Annotated in this window: 18 protein-coding genes and 3 pseudogenes; 9 read left to right on the top strand and 12 right to left on the bottom strand. The window is 69.0% G+C overall.

Annotation, left to right across the window (positions count from 1 at the left end):
• Positions 1–725 precede the first annotated feature (725 nt).
• Positions 726–1,340: a hypothetical protein gene (locus ACIRDU_RS37140; RefSeq protein WP_403588384.1), complete on the top strand. Its 615-nt coding sequence runs from the start codon at positions 726–728 to the stop codon at positions 1,338–1,340.
• A 373-nt stretch (positions 1,341–1,713) separates the two neighbouring features.
• Here ACIRDU_RS37140 and ACIRDU_RS37135 read toward each other — a convergent pair whose 3' ends face one another.
• Positions 1,714–2,628 (bottom strand): S41 family peptidase, encoded by a 915-nt coding sequence (locus tag ACIRDU_RS37135; RefSeq protein ID WP_403588382.1) that lies wholly within the window; start codon positions 2,626–2,628, stop codon positions 1,714–1,716.
• 427 nt (positions 2,629–3,055) lie between these two features.
• Here ACIRDU_RS37135 and ACIRDU_RS37130 point away from each other — a divergent pair.
• Positions 3,056–3,930, top strand: a pseudogene (locus tag ACIRDU_RS37130) (IS5 family transposase).
• 275 nt (positions 3,931–4,205) lie between these two features.
• On the opposite strand, the gene ACIRDU_RS37125 reads toward ACIRDU_RS37130, so the two are convergent.
• Positions 4,206–4,376, bottom strand: coding sequence for a hypothetical protein (locus ACIRDU_RS37125; RefSeq protein WP_031106884.1), 171 nt, complete (start codon positions 4,374–4,376; stop codon positions 4,206–4,208).
• 1,094 nt (positions 4,377–5,470) lie between these two features.
• Here ACIRDU_RS37125 and ACIRDU_RS37120 point away from each other — a divergent pair.
• Positions 5,471–5,805 (top strand): annotated as a pseudogene (locus ACIRDU_RS37120) (hypothetical protein).
• Between the two features lie 269 nt (positions 5,806–6,074).
• On the opposite strand, the gene ACIRDU_RS37115 reads toward ACIRDU_RS37120, so the two are convergent.
• Positions 6,075–7,052 carry an NAD(P)H-dependent flavin oxidoreductase gene (locus tag ACIRDU_RS37115; protein ID WP_403588380.1) on the bottom strand — a complete coding sequence of 326 codons (978 nt, stop codon included), beginning with the start codon at positions 7,050–7,052 and terminating at the stop codon, positions 6,075–6,077.
• A gap of 274 nt (positions 7,053–7,326) precedes the next feature.
• Between ACIRDU_RS37115 and ACIRDU_RS37110 the strand changes: the two genes are divergently transcribed.
• The 4 genes from ACIRDU_RS37110 to ACIRDU_RS37095 all read left to right on the top strand — a co-directional run bounded on the left by ACIRDU_RS37110 (position 7,327) and on the right by ACIRDU_RS37095 (position 10,689).
• The gene (locus tag ACIRDU_RS37110) at positions 7,327–8,106 is read left to right on the top strand and encodes an alpha/beta fold hydrolase (protein ID WP_403588378.1); all 780 of its coding nucleotides are present in this window, start codon (positions 7,327–7,329) and stop codon (positions 8,104–8,106) included.
• 985 nt (positions 8,107–9,091) lie between these two features.
• Positions 9,092–9,328 carry a hypothetical protein gene (locus tag ACIRDU_RS37105; RefSeq protein WP_403588376.1) on the top strand — a complete coding sequence of 79 codons (237 nt, stop codon included), beginning with the start codon at positions 9,092–9,094 and terminating at the stop codon, positions 9,326–9,328.
• Positions 9,329–9,503: 175 nt separating this feature from the next.
• Entirely contained in the window at positions 9,504–10,097 is a 594-nt protein-coding gene (locus tag ACIRDU_RS37100; protein WP_403588447.1) for a class F sortase, read from the top strand.
• Between the two features lie 412 nt (positions 10,098–10,509).
• Positions 10,510–10,689, top strand: coding sequence for a hypothetical protein (locus tag ACIRDU_RS37095; RefSeq protein WP_403588374.1), 180 nt, complete (start codon positions 10,510–10,512; stop codon positions 10,687–10,689).
• Here the strand turns inward: ACIRDU_RS37095 and ACIRDU_RS37090 are convergent.
• The 5 genes and pseudogenes from ACIRDU_RS37090 to ACIRDU_RS37070 form a co-directional block, all read right to left on the bottom strand.
• Positions 10,675–10,845 (bottom strand): annotated as a pseudogene (locus tag ACIRDU_RS37090) (IS5/IS1182 family transposase); the annotation flags it as partial. The gene ACIRDU_RS37095 and the pseudogene ACIRDU_RS37090 overlap by 15 nt on opposite strands.
• Positions 10,846–11,100: 255 nt before the next feature.
• Positions 11,101–11,478, bottom strand: a complete 378-nt coding sequence (locus ACIRDU_RS37085; RefSeq protein ID WP_403588372.1) for a hypothetical protein — start codon at positions 11,476–11,478, stop codon at positions 11,101–11,103.
• Entirely contained in the window at positions 11,426–12,244 is an 819-nt protein-coding gene (locus ACIRDU_RS37080) for a YdcF family protein (protein ID WP_403588370.1), read from the bottom strand. Before ACIRDU_RS37080 ends, ACIRDU_RS37085 begins: the two co-directional genes overlap by 53 nt.
• 307 nt (positions 12,245–12,551) lie before the next feature.
• A complete protein-coding gene (locus tag ACIRDU_RS37075) occupies positions 12,552–13,427 on the bottom strand; it encodes a PaaX family transcriptional regulator C-terminal domain-containing protein (RefSeq protein ID WP_403588368.1) in 876 nt (291 codons plus the stop codon).
• Positions 13,424–14,068 carry a GNAT family N-acetyltransferase gene (locus ACIRDU_RS37070; RefSeq protein WP_403588367.1) on the bottom strand — a complete coding sequence of 215 codons (645 nt, stop codon included), beginning with the start codon at positions 14,066–14,068 and terminating at the stop codon, positions 13,424–13,426. Before ACIRDU_RS37070 ends, ACIRDU_RS37075 begins: the two co-directional genes overlap by 4 nt.
• Positions 14,069–14,181: 113 nt before the next feature.
• On the opposite strand from ACIRDU_RS37070, the gene ACIRDU_RS37065 reads away from it, so the two are divergent.
• A complete protein-coding gene (locus ACIRDU_RS37065; RefSeq protein WP_403588365.1) occupies positions 14,182–15,243 on the top strand; it encodes an alpha/beta hydrolase family protein in 1,062 nt (353 codons plus the stop codon).
• Positions 15,244–15,318: 75 nt separating this feature from the next.
• Here ACIRDU_RS37065 and ACIRDU_RS37060 read toward each other — a convergent pair whose 3' ends face one another.
• On the bottom strand, positions 15,319–15,993 hold the full coding sequence (locus ACIRDU_RS37060) for a TetR/AcrR family transcriptional regulator (RefSeq protein WP_403588363.1): 675 nt from the start codon (positions 15,991–15,993) through the stop codon (positions 15,319–15,321).
• Positions 15,994–16,097: 104 nt separating this feature from the next.
• On the opposite strand from ACIRDU_RS37060, the gene ACIRDU_RS37055 reads away from it, so the two are divergent.
• Positions 16,098–17,120 (top strand): NAD(P)-dependent alcohol dehydrogenase, encoded by a 1,023-nt coding sequence (locus tag ACIRDU_RS37055; protein ID WP_403588361.1) that lies wholly within the window; start codon positions 16,098–16,100, stop codon positions 17,118–17,120.
• Between the two features lie 530 nt (positions 17,121–17,650).
• Here ACIRDU_RS37055 and ACIRDU_RS37050 read toward each other — a convergent pair.
• From ACIRDU_RS37050 to ACIRDU_RS37040, 3 genes are all read right to left on the bottom strand, one after another.
• Positions 17,651–19,351 (bottom strand): alpha-amylase family protein, encoded by a 1,701-nt coding sequence (locus tag ACIRDU_RS37050; RefSeq protein ID WP_403588359.1) that lies wholly within the window; start codon positions 19,349–19,351, stop codon positions 17,651–17,653.
• Positions 19,342–20,346, bottom strand: a complete 1,005-nt coding sequence (locus ACIRDU_RS37045) for a TIGR03885 family FMN-dependent LLM class oxidoreductase (RefSeq protein ID WP_403588357.1) — start codon at positions 20,344–20,346, stop codon at positions 19,342–19,344. The genes ACIRDU_RS37050 and ACIRDU_RS37045 overlap by 10 nt, the downstream gene beginning before the upstream one ends.
• 852 nt (positions 20,347–21,198) lie before the next feature.
• On the bottom strand, positions 21,199–24,771 hold the full coding sequence (locus ACIRDU_RS37040) for a GH32 C-terminal domain-containing protein (protein WP_403588355.1): 3,573 nt from the start codon (positions 24,769–24,771) through the stop codon (positions 21,199–21,201).
• Positions 24,772–24,803 lie beyond the last annotated feature (32 nt).

The following is a 24,803-nucleotide window of genomic DNA, read 5'->3' as shown; positions in this document are numbered from 1 at the left end:
GGACGACACGACGCCGACCTGGCAATCCGACCGAGGCACCCTCTCTGCCGATTACAACCCCTACCTCGCGGGCGGCAAGGACATCAGCGCGGAGAAGATCACTCCTCTCGCTTCGGGCTCGTGTGACAACGTGCGGTACAAGCAGTCCTCGAGGATCAAGTACACGGTGGTCGGCGAAGCCCACGCGAACTGGGACTCCAAGGCGACGTTCGAGTACGACGAGTCCATGAACAGCACCATCGACATCGACTTCAACAGCAACGGCGACTGGAAGGTCGGCGGCAGCAAGCAGGTGTCGCACGAGACGGGTGTGTCGACGGGTTACACCAACAAGGGCTCGTACTACGCCCGCCAGTACAAGGCGCCGATCGAGTACATCAAGTACAAGCACCAGCGGATCTGTTTCGGCGGTGTCCGCTCCACCTGGTACACGATCGAGGCCGGCCGCTACAAGGTTCCCTCCGGCGGCTCGGTGGGCAAGATCGGCAAGAACGTCTCCTCCAAGGACGGCTCCCGCAACTACAACCGGTCACGCAAGAGCCATCGGGCCAAGGTCGATCCGGGTACCTACTTCCAGCTCAGCAGGAAGAAGTCGAGTAAGTTCGGCAACGCCGTCAACTTCATGGGCGTCGCACTCGGCGTGACCACCGGCTACGACACCAATCACAAGCAGAAGATCACCGCGGGCAACCGCACCAATGCAAAGCACCTGATCTGGGGGAAGAATGGGCCGGTTTCGAGCAAGCCTGGCGTCTTCTACTCCAACTAGGCGCCGCGCCGCCCTTGGTGTTCTTGGCTGTTGCCTGGCGGCCCTAGCGGCCGGCGCCGTCTGGCTGATCACGGGCGCACCGGCCGGCGGGGTCCGCGAGGGCTCAGCGCTCGACGGTGGCACCCAGTCGGCCGGGGACGTCGGATACGAACACGCACAGGTCGGCGAGGAGTACTGGGCAGGACTGCCACTCCCCTGGAACACCTCCGGCCAGGACCTGGAGATCACCAAAGCGGAGTTCTCCCAGGTCCCCAAGGGCGTTAAGGTCATCGAGTACCAGGCCGTCAACGGCAACGAGACGGACGGGAACATCCTGTTCGCCCGCACCGACGGCAAGGGCGGCGTCCCTAGCCTGTCCCGAGCCCGCAACTACGCCGGGCACCCGTTTACGGTGAAGGCGAAGTCCGGCAGCGACATCCACTACGTCGCCCGGGTCAAGGTCACCGGCCCCATCCGCGGGGCGCTGAAGGACTGCCGGTTCTGGTACCGGCAGGGCTCTCAGCAGTACCAGCAGCAGCTGGACTGCTCAACCATCATCCGCCTTGGACCGCCCATCAAGTACGAGAACTGACGGGTAGGACCCACTGGCCCGTGCCGGACCCAACTGGCACGGGCCTTCCGCGGTACTGGCCGCCGCGCATGCCACCGAGCCACGTTCAGGAGGGTTCGCCAAGTGCAGGACGGCGCTTGCCCTCGTCGACATTCGATCCAGACCTGGGAGACCTTTACCGCGGTGCCGGCCTTAGACATGCAGAGAGCTGATGCCGGATCCGGCTGTGTGCGACCCGCTTACCAGCCTCTGGACGCTGCCGTCTTCGTTCACGGAATGGGCATGCCGCCTTCCCCGGGTCAGAGCCATCGTGGCGGCGGTTGAGGGCCGTGCGGGTGGCCCGAGCACGGAGCGCGCTGGTGCTCCAGCGAATCACGGCCATCACCCAGCCCGCCTACGCGCAGCCAGGCTGCTCGGACAACCATTCCGTTGCCGCGTCCAAGACGGGGTCCTTGCTTCCCCCGCGTCCGAGGTTGTCGACGACTGGCTGGTCAGGCGGGATGGGGCTGTCGTATGCACGCCCCGTGCGGTCGGCGTCCTTCACCTCTGTCAGGTTGAGAATGGCCCCGTCGGACAGTCGGTGTTGTACGTTGCCGGTGGGGACGCCTGTGGTGTCCTCGCCGAAGGATCGCGTATCAGGGCGCCCGCGGAAGGCCACAGTCACCGCCTCCCCAGAACTGGCAGTGGAACGGCTGGTGAGTATCGCAACAGGGGCTGATCCGCCGCCTATGGGAGGACTTGTTCCCCAGCCGGTGGAATCACCGTCCAGATGAGGGCTGCCCTTCTCAATGGACCACACCGTCTTCTTGCCGTCCGCATCGACGAACGACCCGACGTCGCCATCACCGAGGATCGGTCCCACGACGGTAAGCATCGGCCACATGTTGCCACCGCGGTTGCGGCGCAGGTCGATCACCCAACCGCAAGCGTTCGGACGATCAGCCTTCGCCACGGCATCTCGCCCCTCCCGCACGTACTGCTGATAGACCTTCTCAGATCCCTGCACTCCTGGGAGCGACAAATACCCCATGCCGCCGGCCAACACCCGCCCCTCAACAGGGCTTCGGACCTGCTCGTCCCCGTGCGACTCCTCTGCCCTCTTCGGGTCGAAGAAGCTACTGTGCCCGTCTCCCAAACTGCCCAGAGCCGCCTCAATGGCCCGATAGGTATCGCCAGGACGCTGCGCGCTGCCGGCTTCGATGAAGGCTGTTCGCCGTATCTCATCCCAGTCGACATCGTGGCGGCGAAGTGCCTTGTCCTCCATGAGGTCCAACGCGGTGGACAGGTAGGACCGGGCCTTGTCAGACATTGCCGCCCCCGGAGTCGACGCTTCCTCCCCCGAGCACCCAGCCCCAGCAGCGAGAACACACACCAACCCAGCAGCCCTTAAACGCGGCAAACGCCTCCAAACCATGTGCCCTCCCAGTCAGCCAAACCAGTCGATCTATTGGTGACCCTAACCTCCGATGATCAGTGCGCGGCCGACTCCGGTTCAGAAACGATGTCTAAGAGGTCGTTTTCACCTGGTCTGCCCGCGTATTCAGCGATTTTCGGGCCGCCGGGTTGTGGTGCTCGTACTGCTGGGGATACTGGTTGGTTTTTGCTGGTCAGGTGGGTGACAGGTGGGGCGGGGAGTGGCTTGCGCCTGTCTCATCCCAGGACGTCCGGCCTTCGCGGCCGCGTGCTTCCGTTGTCGTCGCTGTGTGCCTGGGCGCACTCGGTCCGCGGCGGTACGCCTGAAGCATGCCGACGCGACGCCGTATCCGAGTGATCTGTCCGATGCCCGCTGGGAGTTGATCGAGCCGGTGCTGGCGGCCTGGCGCTTCGAGCGCCGCGGCAGGGCTCTCGACTTCGGCCGGCCGCCGGAACACGACCTGCGCGACATCATGGACGCGATCTTGTACGTGGACCGCACCGCGGTGCAGTGGCGCTACCTCCCGCACGACTTTCCGCACTGGAATACGGTCTACGGCTACTTCGCCAAGTGGGCGGACGAGAGCGTGGCCGCTCAGCTCAACGGCCTTCTCCGGCAGCTTCTACGGGAGAACGAAGGACGGGACGCCGAGCCGTCGGCCTGTGTAATCGACGCGCAGAGCGTCAAGACCTCCACCAGCGTCCCGCCGCCGGCCAGGGCATCGACGCCGGGAAGAAGATCGCGGCCAGGAAGCGGAACATCGTCACCGACACGCTTGGACTCTTGCTTGCCGTGCTGGTCACTGCGGCAAGTGTGCAGGACTCCGCCGCCGGCGCCCGGCTCCTGGACCAGGTCGCCGCTGACCATCCTGGTATCCGCAAGGTGTGGGTCGACGGCAGCTACCGCTAGCACCTCGTCGAGCATGCCGCCGTTCTCGGCATCGACATGGAAATCACCGCCCGCAAGCCCGGCACCAGGGGTTTCGCCCCTATACCGAAGCGGTGGGCGGTCGAACGGACCTATGGCTGGCTCCTGCTGCACCGCCGACTGGTCCGCGACTACGAAACCCTGCCCACTCGCTCCGAAGCTGTGATCCACGTTGCCATGACAGATCTCATGGCCCGCCGCCTCACCAGCGAGAACACCATCTCCTGGCGCGACCCGACACCGCAGACCAAACACCCAATTCCGGGATGAAACAACGGCAGAAAACGACCTCTCAGGGCGGGGACCCTGGTGGCTGCCCGCTCCGGCTGTGAGGGGCGAAGCCAGCCGTGCGGGGTGTCGGGGTGTGGCTGGGGTCCGGCGGTTGGAGGTGCAGGTTCCGCTGCTTCACCGGGCCCCAGCTATGGAGCCTTGTGCCCGGGATGGTGGTGGATACACGGTTTGCCTGGCGGGATGTCCTGAGACCCAACAGGCCTGTGGGCCCCGGGAACACCCGGGGCCCACAGGCTGGCTTCTGTGTTGCGGGATTACCAGCGATACCAGCGGCCCTTGCGGCCTCCTGTGTCCGCACTGCGCAGCACGAAGCCCAGCAGCCAGACGACCAGCACGATGACGGCGATCCACCACAGTGCCTTGAGCGCGAAGCCCGCGCCGAAGAGGATCAGAGCCAGAAGCAGGACGAGAAGCAGGGGAACCATAGTTATCAACCTCCGTTGCTCCTGGTGCCCGGTGATTCGAAGAACACGCGGCTGATCTGCCTGGTTTCTTCACTGCTCTTGCGGGAACTGGGCTCAGTTTCGTCACTGGTGTTCCTCTCACGGCCAGCGGGCGCCCGGCGCGTCCGCGCCAATTCGGACGCGCATCTTGGAGCGGGACTTGCTGTCCGCGCCCCGCTCGCACTGAGTACGGGCACCAGGAGCACGACCAGGCCGTGCCCGAGTAGAGGGCCGAGGGCGGTTGGCTCTCCCCGCTCCTGAACCACCACCGTGCCGCCGGGAGCGTGGCGTACCAACGCGATCAGGTGGCTCTGCGCTGCCATTCCGCCAGGAACGCGGCGGCACCCGCAAGAGCGGGGAGCAGACATAGCGCCACCCACAACCTGGACTGCGCAAGGACAGGCCCCAGCAAGCTGGTCCCGTGCTCTACGAGAGTGTTCACATCACAGAGTCGAACGGACAGCCCAAAGTGCTGCCTCAGATCCCAAGATTTTCTGGATTGTGGTGTGACCCCGTGACCGAACCGATCACATCCGGCGCGGACGGCCTGGCGTACCACCGCGCGCACCGTGGCTGCGCGCCCTCCTGGGTGTCCCCCTGGCCGCCGTCCGTTCCGACGAACGCCACGCCACCCGCTTCCTGGAAAGCGTCCTGTGCCCGCCGCCCGCGACCGAAGGGAACATCCCGTGACCGGCATCGAAGAACTCCTTCCAGAGCCCTGCTCGTCCGCGAGCGCACCCTGCCCCGCGACACCGTCCCCGCATCACCCTCGCGACCGGCGCCCGAAGCCGCCCGCACCGGCCAGAGTGCTCCGAGTGGCAGCCGCCATGTGGCGGCCGAGGACCTGCGTGCCCTGTGCGAAACCCTCGTTTCCTACACCCCGCCGCACACCGTCGCAAAGTTCGTCACCGAACCCGCCGGACCCTTGAGGCCGCCGCCAAGCTCCAGGACGGCATCCGGGAGCGCGCCGTCGCCCACGGCCCCCGACCGCAGCCCGCCCCGGCGACGGCCCTGCCGCCGCACACCCAGCAGCCCGGCACCCAGCACACGCCGGGCCGGACCACAGGAGGAGTCGCGTGAGCACCCCGGAAGAACAACCCAGCCTTGATGACACCCGCGCCCGCGCAGCCGCCAAGGACAATCCGCCGCGCTCGACGAGGACCAGGAGCCCGAGTCCGATGAGCCCCTGGGGTGGCAGCCGATCTGGAAGCGGCCCCGGAAGTCGAAGGCGGCGAGCAAGCAGGAGCTGCGCAAGCAGCGGCGCCGACTCCAGGAGGCCGGACGCCGCCGCCTCGCCGCCGCGCAGTCGCGCCGGCCCCGGTCCCGGCAGAACCGGATCGGCAATGCGGCCGCGCGCCGCGATGCCCGTGCCCTGTCCCGGGTGCAGCACTCCACCGCCCGGATGTGGTGACGATGCCGGGCATTGATGGGGACATTTGAATCTCCCCACCCCCTGCTCGGAGTGGCTTCAGAGTTGCTCGGCTTGATCCCCAGGCAGACCCAGAGGTTGGGGCAAATCGGAACGAAGCCGGCGCCCGCAGCCGACGCCGGGAAGCATCCCGCGTAGAGGTGCGGGGATTCCCGGCGAACCTCCGTACGCCGACATCGTCGGTTCGGGTGGTCGAGGTCTGCTTCCGGTGCTGGAGGTTCGCAGGCGAAGGGTCGGGTGAAAGGCGACGATCAGTGCGGAGCGGCCCGCGTGCACGACTCGGCGGTCCGGTGCAGGATCGTCTCAGCGTCATCGACGATTCGCCGCACGATCTCGGCTGCTGGAAGGATGTCGTGGACGAGGGCCGCGGACTGTCCGGTGAACGGGAGGAACTCATGTCCTCGTCCGGCGAGCATGGCCTCCACAATGCGGGGACCGGCTTCGGCCGGCTGTACCCGCTCTGGATGCGCTTCCACATCCTCGAGAAAGGCGGTACGCAGCGACCGGGGGAAGCCGTAGGCATCAGGCCGTGAGAACGGCGGCATGAACCTGTCGCTGTGTGCCAGCTTGATCGTGTCGCGCGCCTCGGCGGCGACGATCCGGCTCTTCCACTCCTCAGCGATGTTCATCTCCACCGACGCGAGCAGCCGTGTGCCGATGACCACGCCCTGAGCTCCCAGGACAAGTGCCGCCGCCAGCCCCCGGCCATCGGCGATCCCGCCTGCGGCAACGACCGGAGTGCCTGCCGCGATGTCCACGACCTGCGGCACCAGCACCATGGTCGACACCTCGCCGCCCTGGCCGCCCGCCTCGCCGCCTTGGGCGACGATGACGTCCACGCCCGCGCGCGCCGCCTGCTCGGCCTGACGGACGTCCATGACCTGTTGAATCCACAGGATGCCCGCATCATGGGCGCGCTCGACCAGGTCGTCGGGGACACCGAGGTGGAAGGAGATCGCAGCCGGACGCTCGTCCAGCGTCGCCTGAAAAGCCTCCTCGTTCAGGGGGCGCAGGGTGTGGTTGATGGCGAAGGGGCGATCGGTCAGCTCCCGCATCCGGGCCCACTGACGCCGCAGATCAGAGACCGGGCGCACCGCAGTGCCCAGGCTGCCCAGGCCGCCTGACTCGCAGACGGTCGCGGCCAGCTCGACCTGGTCGAATGGTCCGTATGGTGCGCCGATGAGGGGCACCTCGATACCGAGCACGTCGCACAGCCGCGTCCGGAGCATTGCCGCCTCCTCCCGGCACCGCGATCGAGCGGAGCTGGCCGTTTTCTCCATTTTGCCCCGGTGGCCAGGTGTGTGCACTGCGGTCCGCGGCGGCAGCTGGCCAGGAGTGCTCGGAAAGGTCAGGAGCCGCAGCTAGGAGCCGAGCCGGTGCGCGGGGCGACGTGGCCGGTTGCCAGGCGGAAGTGACCGGAGGCTCCTTCGTGCTGTGTCCTAACCCGTTCCCCGATGAGCGACCGAATCATCACTTAATTGTGCATACCCATATTATGGGAATATGTCGGAGATTCAGCTCGCCAGCAACCGCCGTGGCACGGGGTCGCCTCTGGTTGTGATCCGGCAGCTGGACCGGGAGGGCTGGGCGCCCGTTATCGATCTGTTGGCCCACGAACGCGAGGTCGTGGCCGTCGACCTTCCGGGATTCGGCGACAGCCCACCGCTACCGGGCACAATGCCCACCGTCCAGGCACTGGCCACCGAGGTCGCCCGGTGGTTCTCCACGGTCGGCCTCACTCGCCCGCCCGTCGTGGGCAACTCGCTCGGCGGAGCCGTCGCACTCGAACTCGCCCGGGCCGGCGTGGTCGCCAGCACCGTAGCCCTGTCCCCCATCGGCTTGTGGGCCGGCCCCGGGGCCGCCTACGCCCTCGGCTCGCTCCGCTTCGCGCGCACGATGGTGCAGACCCTCGGCCCCCGCACGGCACGGCTGACCAGAAGCCCGCTGGGTCGAACACTCGTCTTCTGGCAACTCGCCGCGCGTCCCTGGAAGATGACGGCAGAGGCGGCCGACGGTGCCCTGCGCAACCTGGTCCGCTCACCAGGCTTCGAAGCCACACGCCGGGCAGCCCGCACCTACCGGCTCACCGGCTTCACCCCCAGCGTCCCGGTCACGGTCGCCTGGGGTACCCGAGACCTTCTGACACCCCGGCACCAGGCCCACCGCGCAGCCCAACTTCTGCCCGTAGCCCGCCATGTGCGGCTGCTCGGCTGCGGGCACTCACCCATGTCCGACGATCCCGGCCGGATTGCCCGCCTCCTGCTGTCCACGAGTACCGGCTGAGGCAGGGGAGTCGGCGTCCTGCTCAAGTCTCAACAACAGCCCCCCGCCACTGACATGCGGTCGGGCGCCACAAGAGAGGGAACAATGGGGCGGCCCAGCTCATCGGCGGCCTGCCGCTCGCCGACTTGCCCACTCCGTTGATGAGGGGGACTGAGTGGTGGGAGGAGCAGCCCCGGCCGTTTTCAAGAATCCCCATCAGCATCGTCCACCGGGTGGAGCCCACGATGTTCTGCATCCAATGGCGATGCACGGCATCGGGTGGACTTCACTCAGTGGACTCCACCCGATGGGATCCACCGAGTGGACTCCACTCCGGTGCGCCGGATGGCGATGCACGCCACGTGGTGCGCACCGCGATGTCCGCCACCGCATCCAGCCCGCGCACCACCCGACGATGCCCGGCACTCTCGCGCGCGCCCGGTGCGGGCTGTAGACGCAGGACGACACGCTGCTGTCCGTCCGCATCATGGTCACTACCTTGCCGGTCGTGGGATCCCAGATCCGCACGCCCGGTCACCTGTGCGGTGCATTTTCCAATCTCGACCTCGGGGCCGCTCACCTGCGTAAATGAGCAAAGGAGTGCGGTCGCTGGGTGTGGCCGGGTAACCCATCCGTCCGTATGTCGTGTTGCAGCCCTGACGATCTGTCGGTCTTCTCATGAGCGGAACACAACCACGGTGCCGCGCATTCCGGCCGGCCACTGCTTCCCCGGAGGAACTTCATGCATATCAAGTGTGCAAGCGCCGGTATCGGTCTGGTTCTCGGTGCCGTCGGTCTCTCGAGCTCAGCCGCAGCAGCCGGGAGCGGCCCCAGTGGAGATTCACGTATCCACATCAGCACGAGACACGCCGCCCCAGGCTCTACCGTCAGCGTCAGCACCACAGCCTGTGGCTCGGAGACCTATGGGAAGGGCGAGGCTGAGGCAGGAGGCAAGTTCCACCTCTTCCCAGGCGACCGCAAAGGCGTACTGACCGGCGAATTCCAGGTGCCGAGTGGCACCGAGCGCGGTGCTTACACCGTCACCCTGAAGTGCCCGCCCCGAGTCAAAGTCACGGGCACGTACCTCGTCGGCAGCGGCAGCCCCAGTGGAGCGGTCAATGCTGGTTTCGGGGCGGGCAACGACAAGGACACACAGCTTGCCCTAGGGGCGCTGCTGATCGCCGGAGCCGCCGCCGGAGGCGTGATCAAGATGCGCCGCCGCCCGGCCGGTGCCCGCACCTGACGCTCCCCTCTATCGGCCCAGCCCCCGGGCCCGTGTCGGTCCGGGGGCTCGAGTCGCAACCCGTCTCCACTCATTTCGGCCGCGAAGCGGAGGCGCCAGAGCGATGGCACCCGGCGACGAACCCGTCGATCCTTCACCCCCGTTCACCCCCTCCACCAAATTTCTCGCCTGCACCATGCTGGCGGGCTTGATGCTGGTGATCACGGCGCTCGGACAGCCTCCGCAGCCTTCGCCCGCGCAGTCCTACTCCCCCTCCCAACGGCCCGGTCCCAGCAACACCGCCTCGGCCCACTACCCCTCCGTGTCGGCGCTGCCCCCGTCTGAGCCAGTCCGGCTGCGGATCCCCATCATCGGCGTGAATGCCCCGATGACGGAATTGACCCTCGACGAGACAGGGGCACTGCGCCCGCCATCGGCAGATATGCCGGCCTTTGCCGGGTGGTACGGCGACGGCACGACCCCCGGCTCAGTGGGGACAGCCGTCACGACGGGACATGTCGACACGCACGAAGGTCCCGGGGTTTTCTACCGGCTCGGGGCACTGGCCAAGGGCGACACTATCGAGATCGCCCGGGCAGACCGGCGAACAGCAGTCTTCGCGGTCGACGCCGTAGAGCTCTACGACAAGGAGGCGTTTCCGGACGAGAAGGTCTACGGCAGTTCCCACCAGCCCGAACTACGCGTGATCACCTGTGGGGGTGAATATGTGGAAGAAACTGGTTACCGGGGCAATGTCGTGGTCTACGCGACGCTGACCGCGGTGACGTGAGCACACCGAACCAGCCTGTGCCCAGCTCGCCGTGTTCGCGGGCCGGCGGGTACTGCTGCGCTCACGGCGCGGCACGGACATGACGGCCTCGTTCCCCGAGATCCGGGCGGCGGCCCTGGCGCATCTGCCGGAGGACACCGGGCTCGATGGCGTGCTGGTGGTGTGGGAGCGGGCCCGGTTGGCGTTCGAGCGGCTCAGCAGCGGCTCGCCCGGCGCGGGGCAGCTACCGTTCACGCGGCGCGGGATTGGCCGGCGCACTTCGTGGCCTTCGACTGGTCCGCCGAGGCGACGACCTGACTGGCTGGCCGTACGCCCGGCGCCGTACGGCGTTGGAGGCGCTGTTCGCTGAGCACGGCCTGACGGCGCCGTGGGTGCTGTGCCCATCGACGACCGACCCGGCCGTGGCGCGGAAGTGGCTGGAGTGGACGCGGCCGGGGTGGAGGGGCTGTGCTTCAAGCGGCTGGAGGAGTCCTATCGCGGGGGCGTGCGCTCGTGGCGGAAGTACAAGGTGCGGGTCACCACTGAAGCCGTGATCGGCGCGATCACCGGGCCGCTCACCGCGCCCCGCACGCTGCTGCTAGGTCCTGTCTGACAAAGGATCTTGGGTGGCTTCGCGGAGCCAGAGGATGAGTGCGGCAAGGTGGACTCCGGCTTTGTAGCGGTCGGCGAGTTTATCGAAGCGGGTGGCGATCGCGCGGAACTGCTTGAGGCGGTTGAGGCAGCGTTCGACCACATTGCGGGCCTTGTAGCGGCGCAAGGTGACGATGTTCAGGGGCGGCGGAGTCGGTTCTCACCGAACGCGCCATTCGTGCAGCGGATCAGGACCCGTCGCATTGGGGGGCGTCCTGCGCCGATATGTTCCACGCCTCCGAGCTCACCAGGGTGGGCTGCCCAGACGGTGCCCATGCGTCCATGCGCGCGAGGGCCCCGCCGCTGTTACGGATCCAGGCCTTGCTCATCGGGTCCATGAACTCCAGCCGGAGTTGGACCAGGTCCCCTTCCGTCAGATGTTCACCACGATGACCTCCGAGCCCATTCGGTAGAAGTCGACAAGGTTCGCGTACGCCTTCTCCCGGTCCTCCTTGGACCGGCTCTCCTCCGCGGCCGCCCGCTGCTCCGCCTTCTCGGCGCGCTGATCCTCCCTGCCGGCGTACAGCTCGGCCCGAATGCCGAGAATCAGTCCATTCCGTCCGGAGGCCCGGACCTGGTACGGCAGTCCTTTGGGGACAGGGTCGTCCCGCAGCGGATCACCCATGTACCGCACGTGACGCAGCAGACCGAAGAACTGGTAGTCCCAGCCCCACGGGTAGGTGTCGTTCGTGACGGGGTCACGGCGGTCCAGGGGGTTGGTGAAGAAGCCGTCCGGCACGCCGGGGGCCATGGTCGGGGGGAAGCAGACGAGGAAGGGCGCGGGCGAGGCGCCCGGGGATGGCGGCGAATTCGCGCAGTGTCGCGGCCAGCCAGTAGGCGGGGGAGGTCGGCGCGCCCACGACGTGCACGGGCACGCCGACGCGGCGGGCCAGCAGGGTCGTGCGGTAGACGTGGAAGCCGCTGGTGACCACCGTGGCGCAGTGGCCGGGAGTGGCGCAGTCCACGAGGGCCGCGCTGAAGCGGAGGTTCTGCCCGGTGTTGACGGAGCGGTCTTCCCGCACGATCCGGTCGGCGGGCACTCCGCGTCCGCGCAGATAGTCGGCCATCGCGTCCGCCTCGGAGCGGACCTCGTCGTCGCCCTGGCCGCCCGAGACGACGAACACCACACGAGGCGTGTCCGGTGCGCGGGCGGCGTCGATCGCCAGGGCGCGCTCGAGCCTGCGGGTCAGCAGCGGGCCGGGCCGGTCGCCGTTGAGCCCGGCGCCCAGGACGACGACATGGGTGGTTTCCGGCAGGGGGGTGCTTCGGCCCCGGACGAACACGTAGCCGGCGAAGACCAGGAAGAGCAGACTGAGGTATCCCGCGGCCGCGTTCACCGCGAGGACGAGGGCACCGAACGCCTCGCCGCCGACCGCGTGGAAGACCACGTCGAGGCCGAGCACCGCCAGCACCGCGCAGCCGGCGGCCCCGGTCGCCAGCAGGGCTGCCTGCGGTCCGTAGCGCCGCACCAGGAGGACGCCGTCGGCCAACAACAGCAGGCCCACCGCGAGCGCCAAGAGCAGGACGGCGAGGACGGTGGCGATGGTCGGGTGGGCTGGCCACCCCTCCCCCGCCCGTGGCCAGCCTCTTCTCCGGCACAACCGATCCACCGCAGACGGCAGCGCTCGCGCGCGGCGTCGGCCAGGCGGAATCATCTGGACACCATTTGGAGCTGTCCGGGCGGCATGGCGTCTGAGCGTGCCAGTGCCCGACTGTCGTGGGTGCTGACGGCCGGGACTCCGTCACGACGCGAGGTCGTGCGCGCCCTGCGGGCCGGCAGCCTGGATCTCGTCCGGCAGGCTGAGCGGCGCGGTCGGTGCGTCCTCAGCGCGTGGCCCGGTCTGCTGCTTCTCGGGTGATGCCGGCATAGAGACGGAAGAGGGTCGGCCGGTCTTCGCCGTGGTCACGTTCGGACAGTGCCGCCCAGCAGCGGGCGACGAGTTCCCGAGCCTGGGTACCGGGCCAGGACTGGGGCAGGAGCTGAGGCGGCAGCAGCGGGTCAGGCTCCATGGCGCGGGTGAGTTCGGCCGCCAGCTCGACAGCGATGGTGAGCAGGACGGCTGGGGAGAGTTCGGCAGAGCCAGTGAGCCGGTCGAGGCGGGGTCGAGTGATGCGGCTGAGGCGGTGGTAGCGGTCGGCGATCTCCTGCAGGGGCCACAGGCGGCGAACGAGTTCGGCAGGATTCTGGGTGTCGCCCCTGCGTAGATCCGTGGTGCTGAGGAGGGTGAGCGCACTGTGGGCGCCCAGGCGGCGCGCCGCGTCTTCGACGTACGGCTCCCAGGCGTTGGCGCAGACGTAGAGTCCGCCCTGGAGCGGGGCGCCACCGAGGTGGACGAGCGTCTCGCGCAGGGCGTCCCGGGCGGTGCGCGCCGATTCGGGCACGGCGAAGGCGGCCAGGTGCCAGACGCCGTCCCAGGGGGCGAGCCCAGCATCCTGACGGAATGCGAGCCGCAGAAAGTCCGCGTTGGGGGCCAGGGCTTGTGTCGTGTCGTCCGTGGCGTGCAGCACTGCTTTACGACCGCGGCCTCGGGAGGTGAACCGGCGCTCGGCCACGAGGCGTTTGACGCACAGCCGTACCTGCTGGTCGCTCATGCCGAGGGACGAAGCGACGGTGTACAGGTCGTTCGCGCTGACCGTGCCGTCCTCCCGGATCAGCGCGTGGACGAGCATGCGGGTGGGAATCTCGATGTGGTCGGTCACGGCGCGCACAGTCCTCTCGGCTCGTCCGCCTGGACGGGGCGGTGCATGGTGGTCACCGCGCCGAACCCCAGCAGCCCGCGGAGATAGGGCGTGTGCTCGGTCCGCACGGCCGTGAAACCGCGCCGCTCGTACAGGGCTCTGGCGCGCGGATTGGTGTCGATCACGTCCAGTCTGATCTCCCTGCAGTGCTCCTCGGCCGCGACGGCTGTCACTTCCTCGATGAGCAGGCTTCCGATACCGCGGCCGCGCGCGTCCGGGTCGACGGCGATGCCGTCCATGACGAGCTGCCCGGGCGCCGGCCGGCGTTCGAACAGGGCGAGGAGCAGGAGTCGATACAGCCCTCCCAGGTATCCGTACGTGCGCAGCACGGCGGAGGCCGACCCCCCGGTAAGGGCCCGCCCGCCGAGCTGGTAGCCGGCGAGGCCGACGAGTTGCCCTCCGGAGATCGCACAGACCGCGCGGTCGGCGTTCAGATGGGCGGCGATGAAGGGCACCGCCTTGCCCGGCGGGTTCAGCGCGGGACCGAGTTTGCGGCCGAAGGCGTCCCAGTACAGCTCGGCCGCCCGCCACTCGGCTCCCACCGGAAGACCTCGCTGGACGGTCACGGGCCCGGCACCGTGGTCTGTCTCGTCCAATCCCATGCCGTCCCTCCCTTCGCCTCGGAAACCGACCTCCAACCTATCAGACCCACTACGATCGTTCCCGCAATGATAGTTTGAGACCCTGCGCACACCCGAACAGAGGCGGCCGTCCCATGTGTCCGAAGACCCAGCCCCGACGGCGCGGGCTCCGCATCACCGTGTGCTCACTCGTCACCGTCCTGGTCCTGGCCGCCGGGCTCGCCGGTGTGGTGCTGTGGCAGAACTCCTACGACTTCGACGAGCAGCGGGTCACGATCCGCCACGGCGGCCACACCCTCACCGGCGTACTGGCCACCCCCAAGGACCGCCGCAAGTCCTACGGCCTGGTCGTCTACGTCCACGGCGACGGCCCCATCGACGCCACCCACGACGACGGGTACAAGCCCATGTGGGAAGCGAACGCCAAGGCCGGCTACGCCTCTCTGTCATGGGACAAGCCCGGCGTCGCAGGCGCACCTGGCAACTGGCTGGACCAGTCCATGGACGACCGGGCCGACGAAGCAGCCGCCGCAATCGCCTGGGCGCGTGCCCGCCCGGACATCGACGCCGATCGAATCGGGCTCTGGGGCGCCAGTCAGGCGGGCTGGGTCCTGCCGAAGATCGCGGCCAAGACCCCGGTGAGTTTCGTCATCGCCGTCTCCCCCGCAATCAACTGGCTCCGGCAGGGCCGCCACAATCTCCTCGCCGAACTACGCGCCGACGGCGCATCGGCAGCCCGCACCAAGGCCGCGATCGCCAAGAGCGACACCACCCGCCGACTGCTCGCGCGGCACGCGACCTTCGAGGAGTACGTGAAGGCGACGCGCGGTGACACGGACGGCATGACCGCCGACCGCTGGGGCTTCATCTCCAAGAACTACACCGCGGACGCCACGCAAGATCTGCGCGCTCTGCGCGGCATACCCGTGCTGCTGACCCTCGCGGGCCATGACATCAACGTGGACACCGCCGACACGGAGCGCGTCTACCGCGAAGTGCTGGGCCCTCGCAGGGCATTGACGGTCAAACGCTACCCTCACGGGTCCCATTCGATGCTCAGACAGTCCGTCGAGCAGTCGGACGTCAGGACCACGCTCACCGCACTCTTCTCCCCCCGCTCGCTCTTCGTGAACGGATTCCTGGAAGACCAGCGACAGTTCCTGAAGGACCTCGGCCGCGGCGGCAACGGTTCTTGAGTGCGCCGCTTCCGGCAGCGGCTCACCACTTCGACACGACAACGAACCGGATGCGGCCGGTACGCCGCCGGCCCGTCAGCTCGACGCTTGCCGGAGGCCGTCGAGGATGAGGTCCAGCCCGAACTCGAACTCGTCGCCGAACGCGTACCCCGGCCGCATGACGTGTGTGGTCGCCATCTCGGTCAGATGAGGGTACTCACCATCGCCGAAACCGCTCATGATGGAATCCGCCAATTCGGCGGTCTCCTGCGGAGAGTCGAAGGGCAAGGCCTTCTCCTGCAGGGCGAATCCGTAGATGTAGCTGTCGAGAACCGACACGGCGTGGGCGGTCAGTGCGAGGGAGAACCCGCCCTCGCGCAGGCAGCCGAGAACGGCGTCATGGTGACGCAGGGTGGCTGGGCCGGGAGTGGACCGTGACTCCATCAGCCCGATGGCCCAGCGGTGGCGGGACAGTACGAGACGCATGGAGATGGCTCGCTGCCGCATGGCCTGTCGCCATTCGTCACCCGGCGTGGGCAGCTCGACCTCGGCGAACACCAGGTCGACCATGCCGTCGATCAGGTCCTCCTTGTTGGCCACGTGGTTGTACAAGGACATTGCCTCGACTCCGACGGCCTCGCCGAGCTTGCGCATGCTGAGTGTCTCCAGGCCACCGGCGTCGGCGAGTTCGACTGCGGCGTGCAGCACCCGTTGCCGGGTGAGCGTCTCGCGGCTCGCCTGCCGGACGGTACGTCGGGTCACGGTGGACATCACTTCCTCTCGGTCTCCCAGCATTGACGAGCTTACGCCGTAAGTGCTGTACTTACGGCGTAAGTATGCGGCCGACACGAATGGGACCAGGGACCATGCGGAACATGAGTGAGCGGATCGCAACCGCCCGCGAGACCACGACGATGGCGGCAGTCGTACAGGAGCGTTACGGCGCCGAACCGGAAGCCGTGCTGCGCACGGGGCGGCTCGCTCGGCCCGACATCGAGCCGACCGAGGTGCTCATACGTGTGCGCGCCTCCAGTGTGGACCGGGGCACCTGGCACATGATGGCCGGCCTGCCGTACGCGGTTCGGCCTGTGAGCGGCCTGCGCAGGCCGAAGCTCCCCAATCCCGGCCGCAACATCGCCGGTGTCGTCGAAGCGGTCGGCCCCGAAGTGACCGACTTCGCGCCCGGCGATGACGTCTACGGCACGGCAGTGGCCGCGTTCGCCGAGTACGCCGCCACCCGTCCTGACAGAATCGCCGCCAAGCCGCCGGGACTCACCTTCGAGGAGGCGGCGACGGTACCCGTCAGCGCGCTCACCGCACTCCAGGCGGTTCGCGACAGGGCCAAGGTCCAAGAAGGCCAGCAGGTCCTGATCACGGGCGCCGCCGGCGGTGTAGGCACCTTCGCCGTCCAACTCGCCCACGCCTTCGGCGCCCGGGTCACCGCCGTCGCCAGCACCCCCAAACTCGACGCCGTACGAGCCCTGGGCGCCGACCACGTGATCGACTACACCCGCGAGGACTTCCTTGCCGACCCCCGACGCTACGACGCCATCATCGACATAGCGGGCCAGCGTGGTCTGCGGGATCTGCGCCGGGCCCTCACACCCCGCGGCAGGCTGGTCATCACCGGTGGTGAAACGGACGGCCGCTGGCTGGGCGGCACCGACCGGCAGCTGCGGGCACACATGCTCTCCCCGTTCACCGGACAGCACCTGGGCACCTTCATCTCCTCCGAGCACGCCGACGGGTTGCGCGACCTGACCGTTCTCATCGACGCGGGCACGCTCATGCCTGTCGTGGACCGTGTCTTCCCGCTCGCCGAGACTGCCGCAGCCATCCGGCACCTTCTCGACGGCCACACCACCGGCAAGGTGGCGATCGCCCTGCCCTCGGAGTAACGCCGCGGGCCGCTTCCGGCAACACGCCGACCACCAGCGGCTCATGAACATCGCCACCTCCGGCGGCTGACTGGCCCCCGCGCCCGACACGCATGGGCGCGCCGGGAGCCCATGAAGACCTGATACTCCTCTACGAGAAGGCAGTGGGAGCCGCGCCGCGCTGAAGAGGCGGGCCGCCGCGCGGTCTTGACACGGCTACGGCAGGGCTCCGCGACACCTGTGCGCGCACCGCGGCAAGGCGGGTGACCAGGTCGGAGGCCGCACAGGCCCTGCCCGCCGGGATGTGTCCGGGCGGGCAGGAGCACCTGGTTTCAGCGGCCGGTGCAGCGAGGCACAGGAGCACGCCGTCGGCCAGGCCGTTTTCCGGGGCGGTGACCGGGACCGGCTCCGGGTGGTCCTGGGGCCGGTCCGACGAGGAGGGGCGACAGGGTCCTCGAGGTACTTCCCCGCTGCCATGCGGCACTTGCCGCCTCTCTTCGTCCGTGCCGAGGGCCTCGATCGCCTCACCTGGCTTTCCGGTGGGCACCGTGTCAGTCGGTGGCGACCCTTTCGGGGTCGTCGCCCGGAGTGCCGACGCGCAGCCACCGGTACCCGTAGGCGGGCAGCTCGACGGCGAGCCGACCGTCGTCGGACACGGTGGCACCCGCGTGCCCTTCGTCGAGCAGATCCGTCAGCCTCCCACCGGCCCCGACATCGGGCAGCCGTACCCGCGCGGTGACCGGCCGGCCGGCGAAGTTGTGCAGGGCCAGGACGCTCCCGTCGGTGGTGTGGCTGACGTGGGCAAGGACGGAGCGCTCCCCGCTCTCGAGCAGCCGGTACTCGCCCCAGGCCAGCTCGGGAGCCTCCCGGTAGCGCTCGGCGAACAGGCGCATGCGGCTGAGCAGGGAGCCAGGGTCGCGGCTCTGCTCGTACACGTTGACCTCCTGTGGTGCGAACGCGCCCTCCGGCAGAGGGTTGGGGAAGGTGTCGGGTCCACCGGTGGAGAACCCGGCGCCGGGCTCCGGGGTCCACTGCATGGGCGTGCGGACGGCCTGACGGCCCTCGGCGGCCAGGTTCTCGCCCATGCCGATCTCCTCGCCGTAGAAGAGCACGGGGGTGCCCGGCAGGGTGAACAGCAGGCTGTAGGCGAGTTCGATACGGCGGCGGTCGCCGTCGACCATGGGGGGCAGCCTGCGGCGCAGACCGCGGTCGTACAGCTGCATGTCCTTGTCGGGGCCGAAGGCGGCGAAGACCTCGGCGCGTTCGTCGTCGCTCAGCTTGTCGAGGGTCAACTCGTCGTGGTTGCGCACGAACGTGGCCCAGTGGGCGTCGCGGGGGGCCGCGGGCCGTTCCCGCAGCGCGGCGGCGAGCGGGCCCGCGTCCTCGCGCGCCATCGACAGGTACGTCTGCTGCATCCCGACGAAGTCGAAGCACATGGTCAGCTCGTCCCCGCGGTCCGAGTCGGGGTCCCCGAAGAACCGGCAGAGGCCGTCGTACGGCAGGTTGACCTCGCCGAGCAGTACGGACTCGCCGTTGCGGCGGCCGAGGAAGGCACGCAGGTCGGCGAGGTACTCGTGCGGGTCGGGCAGCGCGTCGGCATCGTCCTGACCGTCCGTCTCCAGCAGGAAGGGCACGGCGTCCACCCGGAATCCGGACAGTCCGAGTTGTGTCCAGAAGCCCATGATCCGTGCTATCTCGTCGCGCACCTCGGGGTTGGCGACGTTGAGGTCGGGCTGCTGCTTGTAGAAGCGGTGCAGGTAGTACTGACCACTGCCCTCGTCGTACTCCCACAGGCTGTCCTCCGCGTCGGGGAAGACCACTCCCTCGGGCCCGTTCTCGGGAGGCTCGTCCTTCCAGACGTACCAGTCCCGGTGGGCGGAGTCCCGGCCGGAGAGGGCGTCCTGGAACCAGGGATGGTCCTCGGAGGTGTGGTTGACGACGAGGTCGGCGATCACGCGGATGCCGCGGTCCCGGGCCGTGCGGACGAACTCGGTGAAGTCGCCGAGCGTCCCCAGGCGGGGGTCGACACCGTAGAAGTCCGTGATGTCGTATCCGTCGTCGCGTTCCCGCGTCGGGTAGAAGGGCATCAGCCACACGCAGGTCACCCCGAGTCGCACCAGGTGGTCGATGCGCTGCGTGAGTCCCGCGAAGTCGCCGATCCCGTCGCCGTTGCCGTCCTGGTACGTCTCGACGTCCAGGCAGTACACGACGGCGTCCTTCCACCACAGGTCGGACGTGCGGGTCAGACGCATCGGTACTCCTCGGCCGTGGCGGGCAGCGGGCGGGTGACGTCGAGACGCGGCAGCACCTCGGCACCGAACGCGTCGATGAACGCGTGCTGTTCACGGCCGACGTGGTGCAGCATCACCGCGTCGAAGCCGAGTTCGGCGTACTCGTGGAGCCAGGCGGTGTGCCGGCCGAGATCGGACGAGACGTTCACGGTGCCCGCCACCTGCTCGGGTGTCACGTGCTCGCTGACGATGTCGAACAGTTCGGCGGAGTCCAGGTCCCAACTCGCGGGCGGGGCGTGCACGTTGGTGCGCCACTGGTCGTGCGCCAGAGCGAGGGCCTGGTCGTCGTCGGGCGCCCAGCTCAGGTGCACTTGGAGGTGCACCGGCCCGCGCCCTCCCGCGTCGCGGTAGGCAGCGACGATCTCGCGCAGTCTTTCCCGGGGGGCGTTGACCGTGATCAGGCCGTCCGCCCACTGCGCACACCAGGCCGCTGTGGCCGTGCTGCACGCGGCTCCGATCAGTGGCGGTACGGCGGGCGGCAGCGTCCACAGCCTGGCCCGGTCCACGGTGACGAGTCCGTCGTGGCTGACCTCCTCCCCGTGCAGCAGGGCGCGGATGACGTCGACGCACTCGCGCAGCCGCGCGTTGCGGACGTCCTTGCGGGGCCAACCGGCCCCCGTGATGTGTTCGTTGGACGCCTCACCGCTGCCGAGCGCCACCCAGAACCGGCCCGGGTACATGGATGCGAGGGTGGCGACCGCCTGGGCGATGATCGCCGGGTGGTAACGCTGGCCGGGGGCGTTCACCACGCCGAACGGCAGATGGCCGGTGGCCTGCAGGGCGGCGCCGAGCCACGACCAGGCGAATCCGGATTCCCCCTGCCGGACGCTCCACGGCGAGAAGTGGTCCGAGCACATGGCGGCGGTGAATCCCGTCTGTTCCGCGTGCACCACGGCGGCGAGCAGGTCCGCGGGCGGTATCTGCTCGTGCGAGGCGTGTAACCCGTAAACAGTCATGCCGAGCGGTTACCCCCGGGATCCCCACGCAGCGCAGAGCAGACCGGAAGAAGCCCGCGAAGCCGTTGTGCCCCGGCGGACCGGCGGCGAACCCGGGCGCGCGTTTCGTCGAGTTCGTACCGTCAGAAGTTATGGGATCAAGAGCTCTGTGTCGGGCCGGTCCCCACACCACCGCGGGCGGGTTCACGGAGACGGTCTCGTGGACCTCCCCGGTGTCGACGAGCACCTCGACGGCCCGGGTGGCCCCGGTGTCGGGCACCGTCTGCGTGGCGGGGATCTCCCCTGCCTTCTGCTTGTCCTTTTTCCATAGTTTGATCCTCGGCGTGAAGGTGCTGCCCTTCTTGATGCTGGTGACGCTGCACAGTGTGGCCACCTGGGAGAAGGGGAGGCGGAGACCGCGAACGATGGGGGGTGGCGGGTGCGGTGGCTTGGGCCCGCCAGGCCAGCGGGATGTGGGGCAGCGGCCGGGTATCGCCTTCGACCACGAGGTCCTGGACGTCGGTGCGTCCGAGCTGGCTGAGCAGGCTCTCCAGTGTCCGCCAGATCGCCTCCTTCGTCTCCGGGGCACAGGTGGGCAGGAGCTCGCGCTCCACGGGCAGGACCGCCGCGTAGGTGTCCGCCGTCCTGCGGCGAGCGTGCCGAACGTGAGGCGTCAGGTCGGTTTCTGGCAGGCGGGGTTGGAGGCGAGCGCCGAGTAGCCGCCGATCAATGCACCAGCGGGGACACGCGCGAAGCCCCAGTCCTGGAGAGCGTAGCCTCACCGCTGATCGCCTCTCGTTCGCAGTGGCTCCGCCGCCCGTACTCGCAGGCGGAGCCTCTGCGGTCATCGCTGCAGGTCAGCTTGACAGGCGGTCACAGCTTCCTGGCGTGCGTGTCCTGGTACGCCGCCCTCCCTCCGAACACGTTGAGGCCGATGTGTCCGTTGGTGTACGTCGTGTCCTTTACGTCGATGATCTGTGTGCCGTTGAGAAACACCTGGATGCGGGTGCCCTGGGCGAGGATGCGGATCGGGTACGTGGTGCCGCGGCGGACCAGGGCCGGGACGCGGGCGAGGGCGGCGGCGTCGTCGAAGTAGCCGTTGGCCTTGGCGACCAGGCGGATCACCCGGAGGTCGGGGTCGATGTTGAGGCAGTAGGCGTCGCTGCCGTCGGCGGAGGCGCGCCACAGGAGGGAGAGGGCGCCGCCGGTGTCCGGGGCGGGGCCGCCGAGGCGGACCAGGGTGGTGAGGTCCAGGTCCGTTGCCGTACGGGTCGACATGGCGTTGGAGTCCTGGTCGAAGGCTCCCGCGCGGCCCGCGCTGTCCGTGGACCAGTGGCCGGCCGGGGTGATCGTCAGCTCGCCCAGGTCCGAGCGGAATTCGCCGCCGGTCGGGGCGACTGTCAGCGGCTTCACCCGATCCACCAGGCGGCAGGTGCTGTCCAGTCGGTGCACCTTGAGCGACTCGATGTGCGCGGTGCCGCCCTTGGCGTAGAAGGCCATGCCGTCGGCGTCCGGGGTGGGGAAGATCAGGCTGGTCACCGCGGCTTGGCCGTCCGCGCCGAATGCCTCGACCGACGAAGAGTCGACGTACACGCGCAGGGTCACGCGGCCGTCGGTCGCCTTCATCGGGGCGGTCGTGCGGCCCGCGAAGTACTGCGTGAAGTCGCTCAGTCCCGAAGCCGTCCGGTCGACGAACAGCTGGTTCGCCTCCGCGTTGTATCCGACCGTCGTGTGCTGGTCGTCGTCGGCCCGGAGCCGGAAGCCGATCTCCGTGGCGGTGCCGAGGGTGATCTCGGCCTCGATCTCGTAGGCGACGCCCTTCACGCCCGCGAGCGGGTTCGCAGAGCCGGGGCCGACGGAGAGGTCCTTGCGGGTCGTCGTGGCCGTGCGCAGAGGCGTCAGCTCCTGCACCGGGCGCTGCACCAGGCGGGCCCCGTCGGCGGTTTCCGTGAGCGTCAGTGCGCGGGGGATGCTCAGCTGGCCGTTCCAGGCACCGGTCGGGGCGCTGAACGGGTAGTCCCAGTTGCTCATCCAGCCGAGCCAGACGCGGCGCTCGTCGGGCAGTCCGTAGAAGGACATGGCGGCGTAGTAGTCGCGGCCGGAGTCGGCGCGCAGGGTCGTGCCGGCGCTCTGGTCGGGGGTGAAGTCGGTGCCGTTCCAGTCGCCGGTGAAGTACTGGGCGGCCGAGCCGTTCGTGGCGCGTACGGCGCCTGTGCTCAGGGTGAGGACCCACTTCACCTTGTCCTTGTCGCCGTCGACCGGGAGCGGGAAGAAGTCGGGGCACTCCCAGACGCCTGGGGTGACCCAGTCGCCGTAGCCAAAGGAGCTGACCTGGGCCCAGGTGAGGAGGTCGGTGGAGGTGAAGAAGCGGATGTGGTCGCCGCCGGAGACCACCATCAGCCACTGGGCGTGCTTGTCGTCGCGGATCACCTTGGGGTCGCGGAAGGTCCAGCCGGCGTCAAGGCCGCCGGGATTCTGCACGGCCGGGGTCGAGCCGCCGTGCCACTGCCAGGAGCGGCCCTTGTCTTTGCTGTACGCGATGCGCACGCTGGCGTTCCCGCCCGGCTTGTCCGGGTGGTAGCTGGTGTAGTACGCGATCAGGCCCGATCCGCCGTCGAAGAGGCCGGAGGTGTCGTCCGCGTCCACGATCGCCGAGCCCGACCAGCAGTTGCCGTACTCGTTCCAGGGCAGGGCGATCGGTAGGGCCTGCCAGTGGACGAGGTCGGTGCTGACCGCGTGCGCCCAGCGGCCCTCGTCCTGGTGGAAGAGGTGGTATTCGCCGTCGTAGTACACCAGGCCGTTCGGGTCGCTGGTGCGGCCGGCGAGCTGGGAGTAGTGGTACGTGGGGCGGTACGGCTCGGTGAAATAGTCGGCGGTGCTGGTGAACTCGACGTTCTGGAAGTACGACGTGCCGTGTGCGGCCGTGGTGCCGACGGCGGCGCCCGTGGTGCGGGACACGCGGGTTCTGAGGGCCCGTACGCCGTCCACGTACACCTCGATCGTCTTGCCGGTCGCGCGGGCCTCGACGCGGTAGGTGCCGCCGGGCGCGATGCGCCGGACCGGGCCGGAGGTGGAGGCGAGGCGGGCGCCGGAGGAGCGGTCAAGGAGCACGACGGTGTTCCGGCCGGCTTCCAGGCGTACTTCGTAGCCGCCGGAGGCGTTCGCGGATGCGCGCAGCACGAGACCGGCCGTGGACGAGGTGCCGACGGGAGTGATGTCGGCCCTCGCCACCAGGTCCCCTTCGGTGAAGGGAGCTGTGCGCAGGCCGTTCTCGCCTCGGATGCCGCGCAGGTCGGGGGTCCAGGTGCCTGAGCGGGCCGTCCAGCCCTCAAGACCGGTGACGAGGTCGGGGGCGGCAAGGTTCTCGAAGGACACAGCGCCGGCCGAGGCAGTGACGGCGAGCCGGCCCGTTGTGTGGGTGGAGTCCTGGGCGGTGATGGCGGGGCTGTAGCCGTCGGGTGAGAGGAAGTTCGTCTGCCAGTGCACGCGCAGTTCTGCGCCCTCGGCTTCGAGGCGCAGGCGGTAGACCGTGTCGGCCTTGATGGTGGTCGGGTAGGTGCCGAGGGTGACGTTCCCGTCGACGCGGTAGAGCCTCAGCCTGCCCTGGCCCGGGTCCACTTCGACACCGTAGCCGCGTGTGGTCGTCGCGTCGGTACGCACCAGCAGCGAGGCCACCGCGGAGGCGTCGTGCAGGAGCAGGTCGGCCTGGAACGCGGTGTCGTACGCCCGGGTCGTGGTGACGGCACGGGCGGTGGCGCCCTGGGACGGGTCCGCGTGCCAGCCGAGCGAGGTCGCCGTCCAGGTGCCGCCGCTCGTGGTCCAGCCGGTGAGGTTGGTGGTGACCGCGGAGAGGGAGGGTGGGCCGAAGGTGACGGTGCCGCCCTGGGCGAGCAGGCCCACGGAGCCGGTGTCGTGGCGGTGGTCCTCGACGCGGAGGAGCCGCTTGCCGTCGACGGCCACCGTCAGCTGTGGTCCGTCCACGGCCACCGCGAGGTCGTGGGGCTCCCCGGTCCGGGTGCTCTTCAGTGGCGCGGTGGCGAGTGTGTCGCCGCTCGCCAGGTCGTAGAGCCGTATGCGGGCACGGCTCGCGTCCAGGGCGGCCACGTATCCGGTCGAGCCGTCCAGGGCAGCCCGGAACACCAGAGCGCCCACAGCGGATGCGGATTCGGGCGTCATGCGCGCCGTGTACGTGCCCTTGGTCGCGAGCTGCTGCTCGGACAGGGCGAGGGCGGGGCCGCGACGGCCGGCAGTCGCCTTCTGGCCGCCGTCCGAGGTGCGGGTCCACGCCCCCGTGATGGGAAGGGGGTCGGGGATCGGGGTGGGGGCGGGGGTGTCTCCGGCGGCGCTCGGCGTGGCGGCCTGCGCTGCGGGGAGGCCGCCTGCGAGGGGCAGGAGGGCGGCGGTGGTGCCGGTTGCGAGCAGGAGGGTACGGCGGGACACGCTCATGGCGGCTCCTGAGGGAAAGGCAGGGAAGGGTG

The organism is Streptomyces sp. NPDC093598 (assembly GCF_044764825.1).
Classification (GTDB): Bacteria; Actinomycetota; Actinomycetes; order Streptomycetales; family Streptomycetaceae; genus Streptomyces.
The sequence above is the reverse complement of the archived record's forward strand: the minus strand, read 5'-3'. Positions and strand labels throughout refer to the sequence as shown.

What these genes read in the sequence shown, in the direction of transcription:
- ACIRDU_RS37140 (WP_403588384.1), top strand. Translation starts at nt 726, where the DNA reads ATGGGCCGGTTTCGAGCAAGCCTGGCGTCTTCTACTCCAACTAGGCGC.
- ACIRDU_RS37135 (WP_403588382.1), bottom strand. Translation starts at nt 2,628, where the DNA reads ATGTCTGACAAGGCCCGGTCCTACCTGTCCACCGCGTTGGACCTCATG.
- ACIRDU_RS37125 (WP_031106884.1), bottom strand. Translation starts at nt 4,376, where the DNA reads ATGGTTCCCCTGCTTCTCGTCCTGCTTCTGGCTCTGATCCTCTTCGGC.
- ACIRDU_RS37115 (WP_403588380.1), bottom strand. Translation starts at nt 7,052, where the DNA reads ATGCTCCGGACGCGGCTGTGCGACGTGCTCGGTATCGAGGTGCCCCTC.
- ACIRDU_RS37110 (WP_403588378.1), top strand. Translation starts at nt 7,327, where the DNA reads ATGTCGGAGATTCAGCTCGCCAGCAACCGCCGTGGCACGGGGTCGCCT.
- ACIRDU_RS37100 (WP_403588447.1), top strand. Translation starts at nt 9,504, where the DNA reads ATGCTGGCGGGCTTGATGCTGGTGATCACGGCGCTCGGACAGCCTCCG.
- ACIRDU_RS37085 (WP_403588372.1), bottom strand. Translation starts at nt 11,478, where the DNA reads ATGGCCCCCGGCGTGCCGGACGGCTTCTTCACCAACCCCCTGGACCGC.
- ACIRDU_RS37070 (WP_403588367.1), bottom strand. Translation starts at nt 14,068, where the DNA reads ATGGGATTGGACGAGACAGACCACGGTGCCGGGCCCGTGACCGTCCAG.
- ACIRDU_RS37065 (WP_403588365.1), top strand. Translation starts at nt 14,182, where the DNA reads ATGTGTCCGAAGACCCAGCCCCGACGGCGCGGGCTCCGCATCACCGTG.
- ACIRDU_RS37060 (WP_403588363.1), bottom strand. Translation starts at nt 15,993, where the DNA reads ATGTCCACCGTGACCCGACGTACCGTCCGGCAGGCGAGCCGCGAGACG.
- ACIRDU_RS37055 (WP_403588361.1), top strand. Translation starts at nt 16,098, where the DNA reads ATGAGTGAGCGGATCGCAACCGCCCGCGAGACCACGACGATGGCGGCA.
- ACIRDU_RS37050 (WP_403588359.1), bottom strand. Translation starts at nt 19,351, where the DNA reads ATGCGTCTGACCCGCACGTCCGACCTGTGGTGGAAGGACGCCGTCGTG.
- ACIRDU_RS37045 (WP_403588357.1), bottom strand. Translation starts at nt 20,346, where the DNA reads ATGACTGTTTACGGGTTACACGCCTCGCACGAGCAGATACCGCCCGCG.
- ACIRDU_RS37040 (WP_403588355.1), bottom strand. Translation starts at nt 24,771, where the DNA reads ATGAGCGTGTCCCGCCGTACCCTCCTGCTCGCAACCGGCACCACCGCC.